The sequence below is a fragment of the Mycolicibacter sp. MU0083 genome, from assembly GCF_963378075.1.
Taxonomy (GTDB): domain Bacteria; phylum Actinomycetota; class Actinomycetes; order Mycobacteriales; family Mycobacteriaceae; genus Mycobacterium; species Mycobacterium kokjensenii.
The window spans coordinates 3,820,639-3,837,366 of sequence record NZ_OY726394.1 but is presented as its reverse complement, the minus strand read 5'-3'; the positions used below and the strand labels follow the sequence as shown (position 1 = coordinate 3,837,366).

17 protein-coding genes and 1 pseudogene are annotated in these 16,728 nt (G+C 69.2%); 8 read left to right on the top strand and 10 right to left on the bottom strand.

Features of this window, described 5'->3' with window-relative positions:
• Positions 1-3: 3 nt before the first annotated feature.
• A complete protein-coding gene (locus tag RCP38_RS18000) occupies positions 4-756 on the bottom strand; it encodes a PadR family transcriptional regulator (protein ID WP_308474271.1) in 753 nt (250 codons plus the stop codon).
• A gap of 142 nt (positions 757-898) precedes the next feature.
• On the opposite strand from RCP38_RS18000, the gene RCP38_RS17995 reads away from it, so the two are divergent.
• Both RCP38_RS17995 and RCP38_RS17990 read left to right on the top strand, forming a co-directional pair.
• On the top strand, positions 899-1,138 hold the full coding sequence (locus RCP38_RS17995; protein ID WP_308474270.1) for an AbrB/MazE/SpoVT family DNA-binding domain-containing protein: 240 nt from the start codon (positions 899-901) through the stop codon (positions 1,136-1,138).
• Positions 1,135-1,564: pseudogene (locus tag RCP38_RS17990) on the top strand (PIN domain-containing protein). Before RCP38_RS17995 ends, RCP38_RS17990 begins: the two are co-directional and overlap by 4 nt.
• Here the strand turns inward: RCP38_RS17990 and RCP38_RS17985 are convergent.
• Complete coding sequence (locus RCP38_RS17985) at positions 1,548-2,387, bottom strand: RDD family protein (protein ID WP_308474269.1); 840 nt, start codon at positions 2,385-2,387, stop codon at positions 1,548-1,550. The pseudogene RCP38_RS17990 and the gene RCP38_RS17985 overlap by 17 nt on opposite strands.
• Positions 2,388-2,473: 86 nt before the next feature.
• Here RCP38_RS17985 and RCP38_RS17980 point away from each other — a divergent pair, with 86 nt between their 5' ends.
• Complete coding sequence (locus tag RCP38_RS17980; protein ID WP_308474268.1) at positions 2,474-3,466, top strand: stage II sporulation protein M; 993 nt, start codon at positions 2,474-2,476, stop codon at positions 3,464-3,466.
• Between the two features lie 145 nt (positions 3,467-3,611).
• Here the strand turns inward: RCP38_RS17980 and RCP38_RS17975 are convergent, their stop codons facing one another.
• From RCP38_RS17975 to RCP38_RS17955, 5 genes are read right to left on the bottom strand one after another with little or no spacing between them, the layout of a single operon-like run.
• Positions 3,612-4,931 carry a DUF58 domain-containing protein gene (locus tag RCP38_RS17975; RefSeq protein ID WP_308474267.1) on the bottom strand — a complete coding sequence of 440 codons (1,320 nt, stop codon included), beginning with the start codon at positions 4,929-4,931 and terminating at the stop codon, positions 3,612-3,614.
• Positions 4,928-5,905 (bottom strand): AAA family ATPase, encoded by a 978-nt coding sequence (locus RCP38_RS17970; protein WP_308474266.1) that lies wholly within the window; start codon positions 5,903-5,905, stop codon positions 4,928-4,930. Before RCP38_RS17970 ends, RCP38_RS17975 begins: the two co-directional genes overlap by 4 nt.
• On the bottom strand, positions 5,902-7,011 hold the full coding sequence (locus RCP38_RS17965) for a DUF4350 domain-containing protein (protein WP_308474265.1): 1,110 nt from the start codon (positions 7,009-7,011) through the stop codon (positions 5,902-5,904). The genes RCP38_RS17970 and RCP38_RS17965 overlap by 4 nt, the downstream gene beginning before the upstream one ends.
• Positions 7,008-7,616 carry a DUF4129 domain-containing protein gene (locus tag RCP38_RS17960; protein WP_308474264.1) on the bottom strand — a complete coding sequence of 203 codons (609 nt, stop codon included), beginning with the start codon at positions 7,614-7,616 and terminating at the stop codon, positions 7,008-7,010. The genes RCP38_RS17965 and RCP38_RS17960 overlap by 4 nt, the downstream gene beginning before the upstream one ends.
• A gap of 10 nt (positions 7,617-7,626) precedes the next feature.
• Positions 7,627-8,880: a hypothetical protein gene (locus RCP38_RS17955; protein ID WP_308474263.1), complete on the bottom strand. Its 1,254-nt coding sequence runs from the start codon at positions 8,878-8,880 to the stop codon at positions 7,627-7,629.
• 25 nt (positions 8,881-8,905) lie between these two features.
• Between RCP38_RS17955 and RCP38_RS17950 the strand changes: the two genes are divergently transcribed.
• Positions 8,906-9,370, top strand: a complete 465-nt coding sequence (locus tag RCP38_RS17950; protein WP_308474262.1) for a GatB/YqeY domain-containing protein — start codon at positions 8,906-8,908, stop codon at positions 9,368-9,370.
• On the opposite strand, the gene RCP38_RS17945 is transcribed toward RCP38_RS17950, so the two are convergent.
• From RCP38_RS17945 to RCP38_RS17935, 3 genes are all read right to left on the bottom strand, one after another.
• Positions 9,367-9,768 (bottom strand): hypothetical protein, encoded by a 402-nt coding sequence (locus tag RCP38_RS17945; RefSeq protein ID WP_308474261.1) that lies wholly within the window; start codon positions 9,766-9,768, stop codon positions 9,367-9,369. The genes RCP38_RS17950 and RCP38_RS17945 overlap by 4 nt on opposite strands.
• 77 nt (positions 9,769-9,845) lie before the next feature.
• On the bottom strand, positions 9,846-10,454 hold the full coding sequence (locus tag RCP38_RS17940; protein ID WP_308474260.1) for a TetR/AcrR family transcriptional regulator: 609 nt from the start codon (positions 10,452-10,454) through the stop codon (positions 9,846-9,848).
• Between the two features lie 113 nt (positions 10,455-10,567).
• Positions 10,568-11,599 (bottom strand): alcohol dehydrogenase catalytic domain-containing protein, encoded by a 1,032-nt coding sequence (locus RCP38_RS17935; RefSeq protein WP_308474259.1) that lies wholly within the window; start codon positions 11,597-11,599, stop codon positions 10,568-10,570.
• Between the two features lie 176 nt (positions 11,600-11,775).
• Here RCP38_RS17935 and RCP38_RS17930 point away from each other — a divergent pair, with 176 nt between their 5' ends.
• From RCP38_RS17930 to RCP38_RS17915, 4 genes are read left to right on the top strand one after another with little or no spacing between them, the layout of a single operon-like run.
• Complete coding sequence (locus RCP38_RS17930; protein ID WP_308474258.1) at positions 11,776-12,669, top strand: metal-dependent hydrolase; 894 nt, start codon at positions 11,776-11,778, stop codon at positions 12,667-12,669.
• Between the two features lie 45 nt (positions 12,670-12,714).
• Positions 12,715-13,866, top strand: coding sequence for a hypothetical protein (locus RCP38_RS17925; protein ID WP_308474257.1), 1,152 nt, complete (start codon positions 12,715-12,717; stop codon positions 13,864-13,866).
• Complete coding sequence (locus RCP38_RS17920; protein WP_308474256.1) at positions 13,863-15,449, top strand: flavin-containing monooxygenase; 1,587 nt, start codon at positions 13,863-13,865, stop codon at positions 15,447-15,449. Before RCP38_RS17925 ends, RCP38_RS17920 begins: the two co-directional genes overlap by 4 nt.
• On the top strand, positions 15,446-16,726 hold the full coding sequence (locus RCP38_RS17915; protein WP_308474255.1) for a cytochrome P450: 1,281 nt from the start codon (positions 15,446-15,448) through the stop codon (positions 16,724-16,726). The genes RCP38_RS17920 and RCP38_RS17915 overlap by 4 nt, the downstream gene beginning before the upstream one ends.
• The last annotated feature ends 2 nt before the right edge of the window (positions 16,727-16,728 follow it).

Below are 16,728 nucleotides of genomic sequence, written 5' to 3'. Positions count from 1 at the left end.
CGTTCAGTCGGTTTCGCCGAGGATCCCGTAGATACTCTTGCGTGCGCCGTTGAGGATGTCGACGACGCGCTGCTGTTGCTCGGGGGTGGCGGCCTGCGCGGCCTGCGCGACGGCGCCGAACAGCTGGTCGACCGCGGTGCGCAGGTTGAGCTGGCCCTGGTCGGCGCTGTCGGTGATCTGTTCCCACGGCGGGGTCTCGATCTGCTCGGCGACGTCGCGGCCCTCCGCCGTCAACTCGAAAAGCCTTTTCTTGCCGCCGGTTTCGCTCCCGACGATCAGGCCCTCGTCGACGAGCATCTGCAGAGTCGGGTAGACCGAACCCGGGCTGGGACGCCACAGCCCGTCGCTGCGTTCGGCGATCTGCTGGATGATCTCGTAACCGTGCATCGGGGCCTCGGCCAGCAGGGCCAGAATGGCCACCCGCACGTCGCCGCGCCGCCCCCGATGCCCGCGCCGGTGCCCACGGCGTCCGGGCGGGCCGAATCCGAAGCCGAGGCCCGGCCCGGGGCCGAATCCGGGCCCGAAGCCCGGGCCGCCGTAGCCGTGCCGGAAGCCGGGACCGGTTCCGAAACCAAACGGTGCGCACGGATCGCCGGCGTGATCGTTCAGGTGCCTACGGAACTCGCGCCGCGCCTGCCGGCGGGCCAGCTGCGCCGCGCGATGCGGGTGTGGGGTTGCGGGGCCGAAACCGAAGCCGCCGTGGTGATCCGGATCGGGCGTAGAAGGTCCGCTCGGCGGACCGAAGGGTGTGTGCATTCGTCACCTCAGTGCTGTGAAGAACGGAGCGACCATCGCTCGCGATAGATTAACGATATATCGAGAACTATCGGACGGCAATGTTGCGTGGACGGATTGCTAGGGCGTTCATAAATGGGATTTCACCGGTAGCGTCATCCCAATGGAGGCCGTGATCGATTCCGCAGGTGGAATCGTCGTGCCCAAGCCGCTGCGTGACAGCCTCGGGTTGACGCCCGGAACCGTGGTCGACATCTCCCGCTACGGCAACGGTGTCCAGATCACTCCGGGCGGGCGTACAGCGCGCCTGGAGCGCGATGCCACCGGGCGACTGGTGGCTCGAAGCGACACCGCCGTCTCCGATGAGACGATGTTCGGCCTTATCGATGCGGGTCGGCGTTGACGACCGCCGAAGTGGTGGCAGTCGATACCAGTGTGGCGGTACCGCTGCTGGTCGCCGGGCATGAGCAGCACGCCGACGTTGCTGTGTGGGCGCGCGGCCGAAACCTGTGCCTGACCTCGCACAGTCTGGCGGAGGCATACGCGGTACCAACTCGGTTGCCGGGTGATGCGCGGGTCTCCGCGGCAGATGCGGTGCGGCTCATTGACGAGAATTTCGTTCGGCCGCTTGTGCTTTCGGCACGCGCAGCCCGCGACTTCCATCGGGAGTGCGCAGCCAGGCGGGGTGACCGGTGCTGCGACCTACGACGCGCTCGTTGCGCTGGCAGTCAGGGAGAATGGGGTCCTGCTGGCCACCAGGGATGAGCGAGCGCGCGCCACCTATGACGCGATCGGCGCCGTCGTCGAAAGGCTCAGCCCGGGGGCATGAAGCCGCCCGCATTCGGCGGCGGCCACGGCATCGGCGGCAACGGGGTCGGCGGATAGTAGGAGCCCGGTACGCGGTCCTGTCGCCGGACGAGTTCGCGGTGATGCCGTTCGGCGAGCACCGCCGCCAGCACCAGTTCCGGCGGGGCATCCGGAGGCGGCGGGGGAGAGATGTGCGCCAGCACATCACCGGAGATCCGGTACGCCATCATCTGCCGGGTGTGCGGATCGAGTTGGTGGGCCCGGCCCAGGAACTGCCGGGCCAGTTCCGCGGATTCAGCCCGCAATCCGGAGAGCTGCAACGACGACGCCCACCACGCCAGCCCGGGCGGCATCACCGGCGGCGGCATCGACGCCGGGCCGCGTTCGCTGATCACCACGGTGCCGGCGAAGATGTCACCCAGGCGTTTCCCGCGCGGCGACAGCAGGCTGCAGATCACCGCCGGGCTGCCGGTCAGGGCCCAGATCTCCACCACCGCGGCCAATGCCCGAAACAGCGCCTGCCGGAAGTGTTCCGGCCCGCCGTCGTCGGAAACCACCCGCAACCCCATCGCCATCTTGCCCAGCGACCTGCCCCGGGTGAGGGTCTCGATGGTGACCGGATAGCCGACCAGCAACAGCACCCCGAAGATGATCATGATGGCGGCGGTCAACGCGTCGTCGAACCCGCCCACGGTCATGGCCCACAACACCAGCGCGCAGACGTAACCCACCAGCACCACGACGATGTCGATCAATGCGCTGACCGCCCGCACCGGTAGTTGCGCGACCGCGATGTCGAGCACCACCGCGTCGCCGGTCACCAGCTCGTGGCTGTGGTTCGGCATGGCACAGACGCTACTCGCAGTCTGGGTGGCGACGACCGGCTTCGACCGGCTCCGCCGCTCTCGCAGTCCTCGCTACTCTCGACGCTGTGGATGTCGACGCCTTCGTGCTGACTCACCGGGCGACCTGGGATCGGCTGGAGGCACTGGTCAAGAAGCGTCGGCGGCTCACCGGGCCTGAGATCGACGAACTGGTCGACCTCTACCAGCGGGTGTCCACCCAACTATCGGTGGTGCGCTCGTCGTCCACCGACGCCGCGCTGGTCGGCCGGCTCTCCAGCCTCGTGGCGCGGTCGCGGGCCGCGGTGACCGGTGCTCACGCGCCGCTGGCGTCGGAGTTCGTCCGATTCGTGACGGTGTCGTTCCCGGTGGTCGCCTATCGGGCGTGGCGGTGGTGGCTGGCCACGGCCGCGGTCTTCCTGGCGGTCACCGCCGTCATCGCCTGCTGGGTGGCCGGCAACCCCGATGTACAGGATCTGATCGGTACTCCCGCGGAGATCGAGCGGCTGGTCGACCACGAGTTCGCCGCCTACTACAGCGATCACCCCGCCGGTGCGTTCGCCCTGCAGGTCTGGGTGAACAACGCCTGGGTAGCCGCCCGCACCATCGCGTTCTCGGTGCTGTTGGGTCTGCCGATCCCGGCGCTGCTGCTCGTCAACGCCGCCAACCTGGGCGTGGGGCTGGGCCTGATGTTCCACGCCGGACGCGGAGCGTTCATGCTCGGACTGCTCGCCCCGCACGGACTGTTGGAGCTGACGGCGGTGTTTCTGGCCGGCGCCGTCGGGATGCGGCTGGGCTGGACGGTGATCGCACCCGGTGACCGGCCGCGCGGCCAGGTGCTCGCCGAGCAGGGCCGGGCCGTGGTCGCCGTCGCGGTGGGTCTGGTGGCGGTGCTGGCGGTGGCCGGACTGCTCGAGGCGGTGGTGACCCCGTCGCCGCTGCCGACGTGGCTGCGCATCGGCATCGGTGCGGCGGTCGAGGCGGCGTTCCTGGCCTACGTGGTGCATTTCGGGCGCAAGGCGGTGGCCGCCGACGAGACCGGCGATATCGCCGATGCGCCCGACGTGGTGCCCACCCGCTGATTCACCGGGCCTCCCACACCCCGCGAGCTGGGGGTACCTCCCACACCTCGCGAGCTGGGGGTACCTCCCACACCTCGCGAGCGTGCGTGTCTGTACGCCGACGCGCCGTGAATCGTGGCATTCTGCGCACGTTCGCGGCGGGAGATCACAGCCGGCCGGCCGACTTCAACGCCAGGTAGGCATCGGCCAGGGCGGGTGCCAGCTCCTCGGGCGCGGCGTCGATGACCTGAACACCGGCGCGGCGCAGCCGGGCCGCCATCGCGCGGCGCTCGTTGCGGAAGCGTTCGGCGGCGCCGGCGTCGTAGACCGCGGCCGCATTCTCGCGCCCGGCGGCCAACCGCTCCACGCGCGGATCGGCGACCGCGGCCAGGATCACCTGGTGTTCGGCGGTCAGCTTCGGCAGCACCGGCAGCAGGCCCTCCTCCAAGGCGGAGGCGTTGAGGTCGGTCAACAGCACCACCAGGTTGTCGCGGCGCGCCCGCCGGGACACCGTGGCCACCATCGCCGCGGCATCGGATTCGATCAGCGCGGGCTGCAGCGGGGCCATGGCGTCGACCAGCTGGGCGAACACACCGGTGCGCGAGGCACCGAACACACCCGCCCGGGTCACCTGGTCATGGGCCAGCAGATCGACGTGGTCACCGGCACGTAACGCCAACGCCGCCAACAACAGTGCGGCATCCATCGACCAGTCCAGCCGCGGCCAGCCCGCCGGGTCGCGGGTGGTCGGGTCCATCCCGATCCGGCCCGCCGCGGTCCGGCCGGTGTCGAGCACGATGACGACGCGCCGGTCCCGTTCCGGACGCCAGGTGCGCACCACCACCTCCGAGCGCCGTGCGGTGGCCCGCCAGTCGATCGAGCGCACGTCATCGCCGGCGACGTACTCGCGCAGCGAGTCGAACTCGCTGCCCTGACCCCGGACCAGTGCCGGCAGATTCCCGTCGACCTCGCGCAGCCGGGCCAGCCGGGCCGGCAGGTGCCGGCGCGACAGGAACGGCGGCAGCACCCGCAGCTGTCCGGGCACCTGCCGAGTACGTTGCCGCCCGGCCAGACCCAACGGGCCGATCGAGCGCACCGTGACCCCGGCGGCATGCTGATCGCCGCGGCGGGTGGGCCGCAATCCGGTGCACACCCACTGCGCCTGGCCGGGCGCCAATTCGAGCAGGTGGGCGCGCGGCGAGGCGCCGACGCTCGGCGGCCACGCGTCACGCACCTGACCGCGGAATCCCCGGCGGCCGTTGACGATCGACAACGTCGACGCCGCGGGCTCGCCGAGCCGAACCGTGTCGGCCCCGGACCGGACGATACGCAGCGAGGCGGGCGCGGCCGCCAATGCGGCATCGAGGACCACCGCCGCGGCCAGACCCGCCGCCAGCACCACGAACGCCGTCGCCGGCCACGGGGCCACCGCGACCGGTAGTGCGCAGACCAGTGCGATCAGCGCGGCGCGTCCGGTCAGAATCACCAGCGCGGCACCGGAACCGAGGCGAGGATGCCGTCGAGTACGCCGTCGGCGGTGGCGCCCTCGAGTTCGGCCTCGGGACGCAGCATCACCCGGTGCCGCAGCGTGGAACGCGCCATCGCCTTGACGTCGTCGGGCGTCACGTAATTGCGGCCGGACAACCACGCCCACGACCGCGATGTGGCCAACAGGGCGGTGGCGCCACGCGGCGACACCCCCAACTGCAGGGCGGGCGAATGCCGGGTCGCGGTCACCACGTCGACGATGTAGCCCAGCACCTGATCGGCCACCAGTACCTGGCGCACCGCGGCGCGGCCGGCCGCCAGGTCCTCGGCACCGGCCACCGGCGTCACCGCGGACAGGTCGTGCGGGTCGAACCCCTGCGCGTGCCGGGCCAGGATGTCGATCTCGGCCTGCCGGACCGGCAGCGGGACCGTCAGCTTGAGCAGGAACCGGTCGAGTTGGGCTTCCGGCAGCCGGTAGGTGCCCTCGTATTCGATCGGGTTGGCGGTGGCGGCGACGACGAACGGATCCGGCAACGGCTTGGCCGCACCGTCGACGGTCACCTGCCCCTCCTCCATCGCCTCCAGCAGGGCCGCTTGGGTTTTGGGCGGGGTGCGGTTGATCTCGTCGGCCAGCAGCATGTTGGTGAAGACCGGGCCGGGCCGGAACACGAACGCCGCGGTGCTGCTGTCGTACACCAGTGACCCGGTGATGTCGCCGGGCATCAGGTCCGGGGTGAACTGCACCCGTTTGAAATCGAGGCGCAACGCGGCGCTCAGCGTGCGGACCAGCAGTGTCTTCGCCACGCCCGGAACACCTTCGAGCAGGACATGGCCGCGGCACAACAGCGCGATCACCAGGCCGCTGACCACGGCGTCCTGGCCGACGACCACCTTGGCGACCTCGCTGCGCAGCGCCTGCAGCGCCTCTCGGGCCTCCGGTGCCGCCGGATCCGATGGGGGAGTGTGTGTCACGAGTCGGTGACCTGCCTTTCGATGTCGTCGAGTCCGTGGGCCAGTGCGATGAGCGCGTCATCGGAGTCGGGGGTGGGGCCGAAGAACACATGCCGCAACCAGTCCGGATCCTCGTTGAGGCGCTGCGCCGCCGCGTCGACCAGCGCCGGTGGTTCCGGCGTCGGCCCCAGTCCCAGCCGGGGGCCGAGTCGGCGCAGGGCCGCGGTGCGCAGGGCGGCGGCGGCCCGGTCGCGGGCCCGCCGCGAGCGGTAGAGCCGGCCCAATCCTTCGACGGTCTCCGATGCGCGGACGACGACGGGCAGCGGTTCGGAGACCAGCGGACCCAGCCGCCGCCCCCGCCACCATGCGGCCAGCGCCAACGCCGTGCACAGCTGCCAGAACAGCCACCGCACATTCGGCGGGATCAGATCGAAGATCGAGGAGGAACCGGCCTGGTCGCCCAGGATGTGTTGCGGCGCAAACCAGATCAGTCGCGGCGAGGAGCCGGCCAGATTCATCGCCAGCGCGGCGTTTCCCTCCCGAGCCAGCTCGGCATTGGTCAGGAACGACGCGCTGCCGACCACCGTGACGGTCCGGTCGCCGTCGCGGTAGCGCACCAGCGCGCCGCCGTAGCAGCTGTCCACCGACCGGCCGGGCGCCGCGACATAGCTGCGGGCGGCACCCAGATCGACGGTCCCGGCCCGCTCGGCTTCCCGCAGCGCGCAGCCGGGTCGATCGGTGAAGGCCGGGACACGACCGGTCCGGATATCCGGTGCCAGGATGGTGCGGGCCGAGGCATCGGGCGCCACCAGCAGCAGATCCCCGGGAAGGTCGGCCAAGCGGTTCAGCAGCGTGTCGTCGCGGATGCGCGGGGTCTGGGCCACCAGCACCAGGGTGTCGGGAGTGGCCTTGCGCACGACGTCGTCGACCGTGTCGGCCACCGTGACGTCGACGCCACGGTTCCGCAACAACGTGACCAGGGCGTGGGCGCCCTGCGGTGAGGTGGCGTGCGGATCCATCTCGCCACCCGGTCGCGGGGTGGTCAGGTAGGCCGCGACCGACGACACCGCGACGATCACCAGCAGCGCCAGGGCGACCCACCACCAGGTACGGCGTCGGGTGCTCACCGGTACTGCCGCACCCGCGTCGTGGCCCGCACCCGCTCGTCGAGGTCGGCGACGATCCGGTACCCCTCCGGGGTGCCCGGCAGATCGCCGTAACTGACGTCGTTGAAGACCTCCGCGGCCCGGAACAGGTCGTCGGCCGGCCCGGGTAGCGCCGCGGTGGCGTCGCGGGCCAGTTCGGTGGCGGTCCGTCCCGGCGCGGGCGGCAGCATCCCGGCCTCCTCGAGTTCGCGGGCCACCGCGCGCAGCCCGTGCCGGATCGCGGCGCCCCAATCGCCGGCCCGGGCCGCGTCGTATGCGGCGGCGCGGTGTTCGGCGGCGCTGTGCTGGACGGATCCGAACAGCGGCTGGTGGCGGTGGCCGTCGCGCAGCATGCGCCGGCCGACGTTCACGGCGGCGGCCACCGCGGCGGCCAGCACCATCAGCAGCACGGTGATGGTGAACCAGCCGCCGGGCAATTCCGAGCCCTTGAGCACCAACCGGCGCACCAGGTCGTCGACGAAGTCCAGGAATTGTTCCTTGGGGGACGGTCGCGGGTAGATCGGTTTGGTCAGCTCACGTTCGGCCGCCTCGCGGGCGGCGTCGCGGTCGATGTCGACGGTGGGCACCCGACGGTCCTTATCCCGGGGGGCGGGTCAGCCAGAGGTTGTCGGTCGGTGCCGCGCCGTAGGGCCCGGCGGCGGCGCCGCTGCGCAGCACCAGGTCGAACGCTTCGCCCCGGATGCGGCGGTCGGCGTACAACAGCACCGTCACCCCGGCGGTGAAGGGCAGCACGATGATCTCGCCGAGGGTCGAACCGATCCGGGAGAGCACCCCCAACTCGACGCTTCCGGTGGCGGCGTCGGCGCCGTGGGTCGCCAGCATCCCGATGATGTTGAACGGGAACGCCACCACGCTACTGATCAACGCGGCGATCAGGGCGGTCAGCACCATGATGCCCAGCACCCGCCAAAAACTGTTGCGCACCAGGAAGAACGACCGGCGCACCGCATCGAACACCGGTAGCCGTTCCAGCACGATCACCGTCGGCGCGAAGATCAGCACCGCGTAGCCGTAACCCAGCCCCGCGACCAGTGCCAGCCCCAGCGGGAGGCCGACGAGCACCGCGGCCGCCGGTCCGCCCACCCCGCCTGCGGCACCGATGAGGGCGGCGGTGAACCCGCACAGGACGACCGCGGCCAGCCCGAGCAGGCCGGCCAGTCCGAGTAGCGCCCCGATGCGGTCCCGCACGATCGCCCAGGCTTCGGCGATGGTGATCGGCGACCCGAATACCGCACGTCCGACCACGACGGTGAGCATTCCGGTCAGTACGACGGTGCTCACCGCGGTCAGGATCGCGGCGCCGACGATCCCGGTCAGCCACCCGGCCGCGTCCGCCCCGGAGATGTCCGAGGCCGCCCGTCCCGACCCCGACGGGGCGGTCGACGACATCAGTCCGTACAGCACGATCCCGGTGATGATCTGGGTGATCACGACGACGACGGCGGTCAGCCCGAGCACGGTCTTCGGGTTGGACCGGACATAGCCGACCGCGCCGTTATAGATGTCGGCCAGGCTCAGCGGGCGCAACGGGATGATGCCGGGCTTGAATTCCGGTTGCGGGTACTCCGGCGGTGGGCCGTATCCGGGCGGCCCGTACCCGGGTGGCGGCCCGTAGCCCGGTGCAGGCGGGCCGTACCCGGGCGGTGGCCCGTATCCGGGGGCCGGTGGGCCGTATCCGGGGGCCGGTGGGCCGTATCCGGGTGCGGGCGGGCCGTATCCCGGCGGTGGTCCGTAGCCCGGTGCGGGCGGCCCCCAACCCGGAGGCGGCGTACCGTAACCGGGCGGGGGAAAACCAGGCCCGGGATAGCCGGGCGGCGGCGGATTCACCATAGGGCTGAGCGTAGCGTTAGCTGCCATGGCAGAGCTGAAATCCCAGTTGCGAGCGGATCTGACCGCGGCGATGAAGGCGCAGGACAAACTCCGGACGGCCACCCTGCGGATGTTGCTGGCCGCGATCCAGGCCGAAGAGGTGGCCGGCAAGCAGGCCCGTGAGCTGACCGACGAGGACGTGCTCAAGGTGCTGGCCCGCGAATCCCGCAAGCGCGGCGAGGCCGCGGAGGTCTACGCCCAGAACGGCCGGGGTGAACTCGCCGCCGAAGAACACGCCGAGGCGCGGATCATCGACGAGTACCTGCCCACCCCGCTCACCGACGCCGAACTGGCCGACGTCGTCGACACCGCCCTGGCCCAGGTGGCCGAGGTGATCGGCGAGCGGCCGCACATGAAGCACATGGGCCAGGTGATGAAGGCCGCCACCGCGATCGCCGCGGGCAAGGCCGACGGCGCGCGCCTGTCGGCGGCGGTCCGCGAACGCCTCTAGGAACCGGTCGCCGGCAGCCGCGAACTCGTCGCCGCGGCGATGAACGTATCGGGGTCGGTGACGCTGACGTAGAGGCAGCGAACCGGTTTGTTGAAGATTCCGGCGGTGGGCGCCTTGGACGGTTTGACCCCGTGGGTCAGCCGGATCTCGACCACGCCGTGCCGGGATCCGTTGACCAGCCAGCCGTTGCACGCCTGGTGCACGCCCCAGCCCCACATGCGCTCCGGTGCGGGCCGGGCGGATTCGACGTAGTCCAACGGGATTTCGATTGCGAACGCCCACCCGCTGCGGACCTGCAACAGACCATCGGCCACCCGGATACTGGCGCGGGCCGGTCCCAGACCCACGACGGTGGCCAGGGGGCGATACCACCGGTCATAGCGCATCGCGAAGTCCATAGCCGCATTGTGGACGGCCGGCACGGCCGGTGGACCGGATTGGTGAAACCACCGGCCGAGCCCGCGGGAGCGTCTCCCTACCGGTGTGCGGCGATCTCGGTGAACACGACCGGGGCCACCCATCTGCGCAGGTAGTCGCGCAGCCGTTCGCCGCTACGCGGCGGGCGGCCGGGGTCGATGGTGAAGGACTGCAGAATCCGGAGCATGTATTCGACCAGGTCGTCGAGCGCGGCGTCGTCGAGTCCGAGGTCAGACCAGTCCACGTCGAGGCCCGCGAGGATCGCGTGGCCGAACTGCACGCAGGCATCGGAGGTGATTCCGGTTGAGGCCTTGGTGAAGTCGTGGACGAGCATCACCTGGATCGCGCGGTCCTCGGGGAGCCATTCCAGGGTGTAGGCCAGGCTTTCGACGAGGGCCTCGATGGGATCGGTGATGCCCGTGAGGTGGTCCGCCAGAATGTCGAGGAATTGCAGGCCGGAGCGAGTGGCCGCGGCTTCCAGGAGCGCTCCCGCGCCGGGAAAGTAGTTGTAGACGGTCTGTCGGGATACGCCCAGTGCCCGGGCGACGTCCGCGATGCGCATGTCGGCGCCGCGCGCTTCGATGGCATCGTCGGCGGCGTCCAGTATCCGGGTGATGGCTTCCTCGTCGCTGGAGGGCTGGGCGCCGCCCCATCCGTGTGTGCGCACCGGCGGCCCCTATCGCCGGTCCGTCGGCGCCGCCGACGGCGCGTCTTGTCGGGCGAACTGCGCGGTCATCGGATGATCTTCTCGGCGTACGTTCGCCGGTGTCAAACGAGGGATCACGTGGTGAGCAGCACTTTCGTGCAGTCGGCGGTACGCGCCGCCATGAGCTCGTAGCCTTCATCGGCGTCCTCGAGGGGGAGGCGGTGGCTGATGATGCCCGCGGTGTCCAATCGCCCGGCGAGTATCAGCGGTAGGAGTTCTCGCCACGCGCTCTGTACCGCGGCCAGCGACATCCGCAAGGTGATCGACTTGTAGACAGCCTGCAAGATCGGCAACGGGTAGGGCGCTAGTCCGTGGATTCCCACGACCGAGATGGTTCCGCCGGCCCGGACCGCAGCCACCGCGCAGTCCAGCGATACATCGGTGGCGACCGCGTCGATGACGACGTCGACACCGCGGCCATGAGTGGCGTCGGTGACCATCGCGGCGACCTCGGGTCCGTCGAACGTGGTGGCCCCGGACGCGGTAGCACGTGCACGCCTGGCGGCTATCGGGTCGTAGGCGAAGACTGTCGCCGCGCCCAACTGGAACGCACACCGCACGGCGCACTGGCCCACTGCGCCGAGCCCCAGTACGAGTACGGACTTGCCGGCCGTCACCTCGCCGCGGCGTGCCGCGGTCCACGGGGTGGCGAGGTTGTCGGCCAGCAGGACCGCGGCCTCGTCGGGGATGGCCGTGGGGATCGGTAGTAGCGCCGTATCGGCCATCGGGACGGCCAACAGTTCGGCCTGGGCCCCGGCCAGTGCACCGCCGAAGCCGAACAGCGAAGCGCCGGTATCGCAGGTGGCCGGGTCTCCGACGGCGCATCCGTGGCAATGGCCGCATCCGGTGATGCAGGAGACGACGACGCGATCGCCCTCGGCGACCCGGTGCACCTGCTCGCCGGCGTCGACGACGACGCCTACGGCTTCATGCCCGACGCTCAGCCCGTCGATGCAGGGTAGGTCGCCATCGTAGAAGTGCAGATCCGATCCACAGATCCCGGTCGCCTCCACCGCGATGATCACTCCTTGCGGCCCAGGCGATGTCGGGTCGGGCCGGTTGGCGATCCGCACCGATCCGCTGCTGTCCATGATCACCGCGCGCACCCGAACCTCCTCGCCTGCGCCGCCCGTGGTCAAACGGCGTCGCTGCCATGTTAACGGACGGCTGGACACTATTGACGATATGTCCATTCAGTCGTTAGGGTCATGCACACCCCGGACGCGGTCTCGGTGCTATCAATCGGCAGATCGCACCGACACCGCAGAAGAAAGGCGGAAGGGTGACATCACTGGAGATCCGCAGGCTCCGTTTCGATCTCGACGGCGATATACCGTTCATCTGGAATCCGGACAATCCGACGTTCTCGGTGTTCACCAACGCGGTCTCGGTCATCGCCGTCGTCTTCGAGAAGCTCATCGTGGCCACCACCCGCGAAGCCATCCCGCTGATCGATGATCCCGATACGAGGTCGGAGGCCGAAGCGTTCCTACGCCAAGAAGCCCAGCATGCCAACGCCCACCGCCAGCACATCGGTGCTCTGGTGCGGAGCTATCCCGGATTGGCGGACATGCTGGCCGAGGCGACCGCCTGCTTCGATCGGCTCATCGAGACCGCCCCGCTGGACTTCCGGCTCGCCTATACCGCCGATCTGGAGGCGACGTTCACACCGCTGTTCAAGCTTCTGCTCGACAACGAGGCCACGTTGTTCGCGCCGGGTGACGAGCGCGTGGCTTCGCTGTTCTTGTGGCACTTCGTCGAAGAGGTGGAGCACCGCAGTTCCGCGCTGATCGTCTACGACGCCCTGGTCGCCAGCCGCACACGTCGGGTGCGTGCTCTCCCGGCGATTCTCAAACATATGAACGAGGCCTTCTTGATCGTCGTCGACGGCTTCAACCGCCACGTGCCCGAATCGGATCGCATCATCGACGCGCGCCGAGCGCTTCCGGCGATGTCGTGGGCCGACCTGCGCAGGCCGCGTGTGGCGCCGGCAGCATTCGCGCACCTGCCCACCCGGCAGAAAGTGACGGCCCTGGCGCGCATTCTCGAATCGCAAGCCCCCTGGCACGATCCCGCCCGTCAACCGCTGCCGCAGTTCGCCGACGTCTGGTTCGCGCGGCACGCCGCCGGCGCGGACGTCGCCCACTGGTACAGCGCGGCGGCCGATCCGAAATAGCCGTCTTGCCCAGCCCGCCGCAAACTCGAGAGGGGTCCGATCACCTTGCCTGATGTCTGTATCCCCGACGTGGCGCGGCTGGCGGACCGGTTGGGATTCTCCTGTGTCGACGCGCCCCCGCTGATCCATCTGCGCGATCCGAGCGCACTGGCGAACTGGACGCTACCGCTGCTCGAGTTCACCTTCATCGGTGGCGCGGTGCTGGCACTGGTCCTGGCCCTCAAAGCCCGGCGCGGTCTGGGGGATCCGACGCGGGTGGCGTTGTGGTTCTCCAGCATTGTCTACGTTCTGGTGATCGAACCGCCCATCTATTTCCCCCGGTTGTTCGGACTTGAGTCTTCGGTGGGAATCGTGTTTGTGCACAATGTGTTCACCGTCGATTTGATGTTCGACCGGTTGCCGCTCTACATCGTCGCGCTCTACCCGGCACTGCTCACGTTGGCCTACGACATCGTGCGAAGCCTCGGCGTCTTCGCGCGCTACGGACGATTCACCGCAGCGGTGTGTGTCGGGTTCGTGCACTCCGTGTTCTACGAGATATTCGACCACATCGGACCACAACTGAAGTGGTGGGTCTGGAACACGGAAAACAGTGCCACGGCACCGGCGTTGGGTGCTGTTCCGTTGACCAGCATGGCATTGTTTTCGGCGGGTGCGCCCATCGCGGTGGCCTACTTCGTGCACCGTTGGGTGGCGCAGCCGGTTGCCCGTGGCCGTCGTTTCACGCCGGGTGCGCTGCTGGTCCGCACCGTGGCGATCGGCGTCCTGGGCACCGTGGCGATCGGTGTCCTTGGGATACCCGCCTGGTTGTTCGCACGGGCCTCGGCCGTTCAGACGTTCGTGTACTGGTCGATGATTGCGGCGATCCTGCTCGTCGGCGTGGTCACCGTGGCCCGGGCATGGCCGTCGGCACGGAGTGCGGGCGGCGCCCGCGACACCGGCTACGCCAGGGCATTCGGCACCTGGTATCTGGTGGTGATGGCGACCAGTTGGGGTGTCGGGCTGCCCGACTATTTCGCCGCGGTGGAGGGCGTCACGCCGTCCGGTACCGCCACCGGGAGTCTCGCCTATGCCGCAGCCTGTTTCGTCGCCGCAGCGCTGCTGGTCATCGCCATGTTCGCACTGCGCGGGAGAGCGGCTGCCGCCCGAATCCCGTATCGCAGCCATCAAGCGGTCGACGTGGGAGGCACCCGATGAACAGGAACACCGATGTCGAAGTTGCGATCATCGGCGCAGGCCCGGGTGGCATCGCTGCGGCTCACCTGTTGCGCCGGCGGGGGATCACCGACCTGGTCATCCTGGAGCGCGGCGACGATTTCGGGGGCACCTGGCGGGACAACCACTATCCGGGCCTTGCGGTCGACATCCCGATCTTCTGGTACGAGCTGTCCTTTGCCCGCAACCGTGAGTGGAGTCGATTGTTCGCGCCCGGCCCGGAGATTCAGCGTTACCTCACCGACACTGCCCGCCGCCTCGACCTCTACCGGCATCTTCGGGCCGGGAGCGAGGTCATTCGACAGGTGTGGGACGAGGGCAACAGCCGCTGGCGGCTGTCGATTCGCGGCGGTACCGAATACACGGCCCGATTCGTGATCAATTCGGTCGGCGGCTACGTCAACGCCAAGGACAGCGCGGGCCTTGCCGGGTTGGCGGACTTCGGCGGTACGGTGCTGCGTCCCAACGCCTGGGATGACGGCTACGACACCACCGGCAAACGGGTGGCGGTGATCGGGACGGGCTCCAGTGGGGCGCAGATCGTGTCGGCGCTGTCGGGCAAGGTCGGCCGGCTCGATGTCTATCAGCGCACCCCGAACTGGATTCTGCCCAAGCCCGACGCCGAGATCACCCCGCGTCTGCGGGCCGTGCTGGGCGCGCCCGGCGTCACCGCCGCGATTCATCACGTCGGACGACTGGTGTTCGACCTGTTCATGCTCGTGCCGATCGTGCACATCATGTCGCGCCTACCCGACCGGGTGCTGGTCTCGCTGATGAGCGGCTACGACGCCGTGTCACGAGTGGGGTTCCGCGCCCTGCTGCGCGCGGTGGTCCACGATCCGTCCGACCGGCGCAAGCTGCTCCCACGCCACGGCATCTTGGGCAAGCGGCCCATCATCTCCAGCAGCTACCTACCCGCGTTCAACGACCCGACCACCACTTTGATCACCACCCCGATCGAACGACTCACACCTCGGGGAGTCCGCACCGTCGACGGCGTTGAACGCGAGGCCGACCTGATCGTGACCGCCACCGGCTACGAACTGTGGACCGATCCCGAAACCTACCGGCCGGGAACCATTCTCGGCACCGCCGGGTTCGACCTCGCCGAGGACTACCGGGAACACGGCTTACGCAGCTACGCCGGAACCGCACACCCGCGGCTGCCCAACCGGTGGGAGATCGTCGGACCGCAGGGCTTCGTCGGCGTGGGCTGGACCGACTTCGTGGAGATGATGGCCGAGCACGCCGTCGACGTCATCGACCAAACCCGCCGCGCCGGTCCCGACACGGTGGTTGCCGTGCGCCAGCAGGCTTTCGACGATTACCAGGAGCGGATGCGAACGGCCGGCAAGACCGCGCATCTCTACTTCACCCGCTGCAACGCGGGCATCAATACCTACTTCGTCAACTCGCAGGGTGCGACCGTCTATCACCGGCCGCAGACCATCGTCGGCGCCCGCCGCCAGGCCCGCCGGGCCCCGAGGACCGATTACCAGATGACGCATGGTCGGCCCCTCGACGTCCAGGGAGATGTCGCGTCCGCGCGCGGGAAATCCTCATGAATGCACTACGCGCACTACCGGGGACGATCCGCGATTCGGCAGTGATGCTCGGCCGGGGAATGTTGCGTGACCTACGGCGGCGCAATGTCCGGGACGCCGGCCCGCAGGTTCCCCGGACCGGCTTCGATCCCACCGACCCCGCAGCCATCGCCAACCCCTGGCCACAACTGGCTCGACTACGCGAGCAGCGGGTCGTGGTCAACGAGCGGCTGAACGTGTGGATGCTGTCGCGTTACGACGACGTCGTCGCCGCCGCCCGAGCCCACGAGACCTTGTCGTCGGATTCGGGAATCCTGCTGCGCTCCATGCCGATGCCCGGTGTGGTCAGCACCGACGAGCCCGACCACAGCCGGCTACGGCGGATCACCGCGGCCTCGTTCACCCCCGGTGCGGTGCGCCGCCTCGAAGACGCGATAAACGAACTCGCCAAGCCCGCTATCGGCGCCCTGATGGGAGGCGAGACCGTCGACGCGGTTTCGACGCTCGCCGCGCCGCTGCCGATCGCGGCGATTGCGCTCATCCTGGGTGTCGACGAATCCCGCCGTGCGGAGTTCCAGCGGTACTCAGAAGTTTTCCGATCGGTGTTCGCGGTGAGTTCGTTGTCCGAGGTGACCAGATCCATGGGGCGAGTACTGCCCGGAATGCTGGCGATGCGCAGCCTGGTGCTCGACGACCTCGACCGCCGCGTCGGCCTGGAAACCGACGATGTCTTCGGTCGGGTCCGTAAAGCCCTCGATGCCGGTGACATGTCCATGCTGGAGGCGTTGACCGCCGCACTGATCCTGCTGGTCGCAGGAAGTGAAACGACCACCAACCTGCTCGGCATCCTTCTGACGCAGCTGGCCCGCGAGCCGGAACTCTATGACCGCCTTAGGCAGAACCGGGAGCTGATCGCTCCGGCCACCGAGGAGGCGCTGCGGTGGGGCTGCCCCGTGCAGTGGGTGGGCCGAACCACCCTGCGGCCGTACACCGTCGGAGACATCACCATCCCGGCGCGCTCGCGGATGGTGCTGTTCTATGCGGGCGCCAATCACGATCCCGGGCGATTCGCACGGCCGGAAGACTTTGACATCGACCGTGACCCGGTAGGCCATCTCAGCTTCGGTCACGGCGCCCACTTCTGTATGGGCGCTCATCTCGCGCGCCTGGAAGTACGTGTTGTCGTCAATCAACTTCTGGATGCGGCCGAACGCATCGAGCTGGCCGGACCGGTTACCTGGACCACCACCCCGTCACTGTCGGGGCCCACCTGTGTGCCGATACGGGTCACGAAGTGACC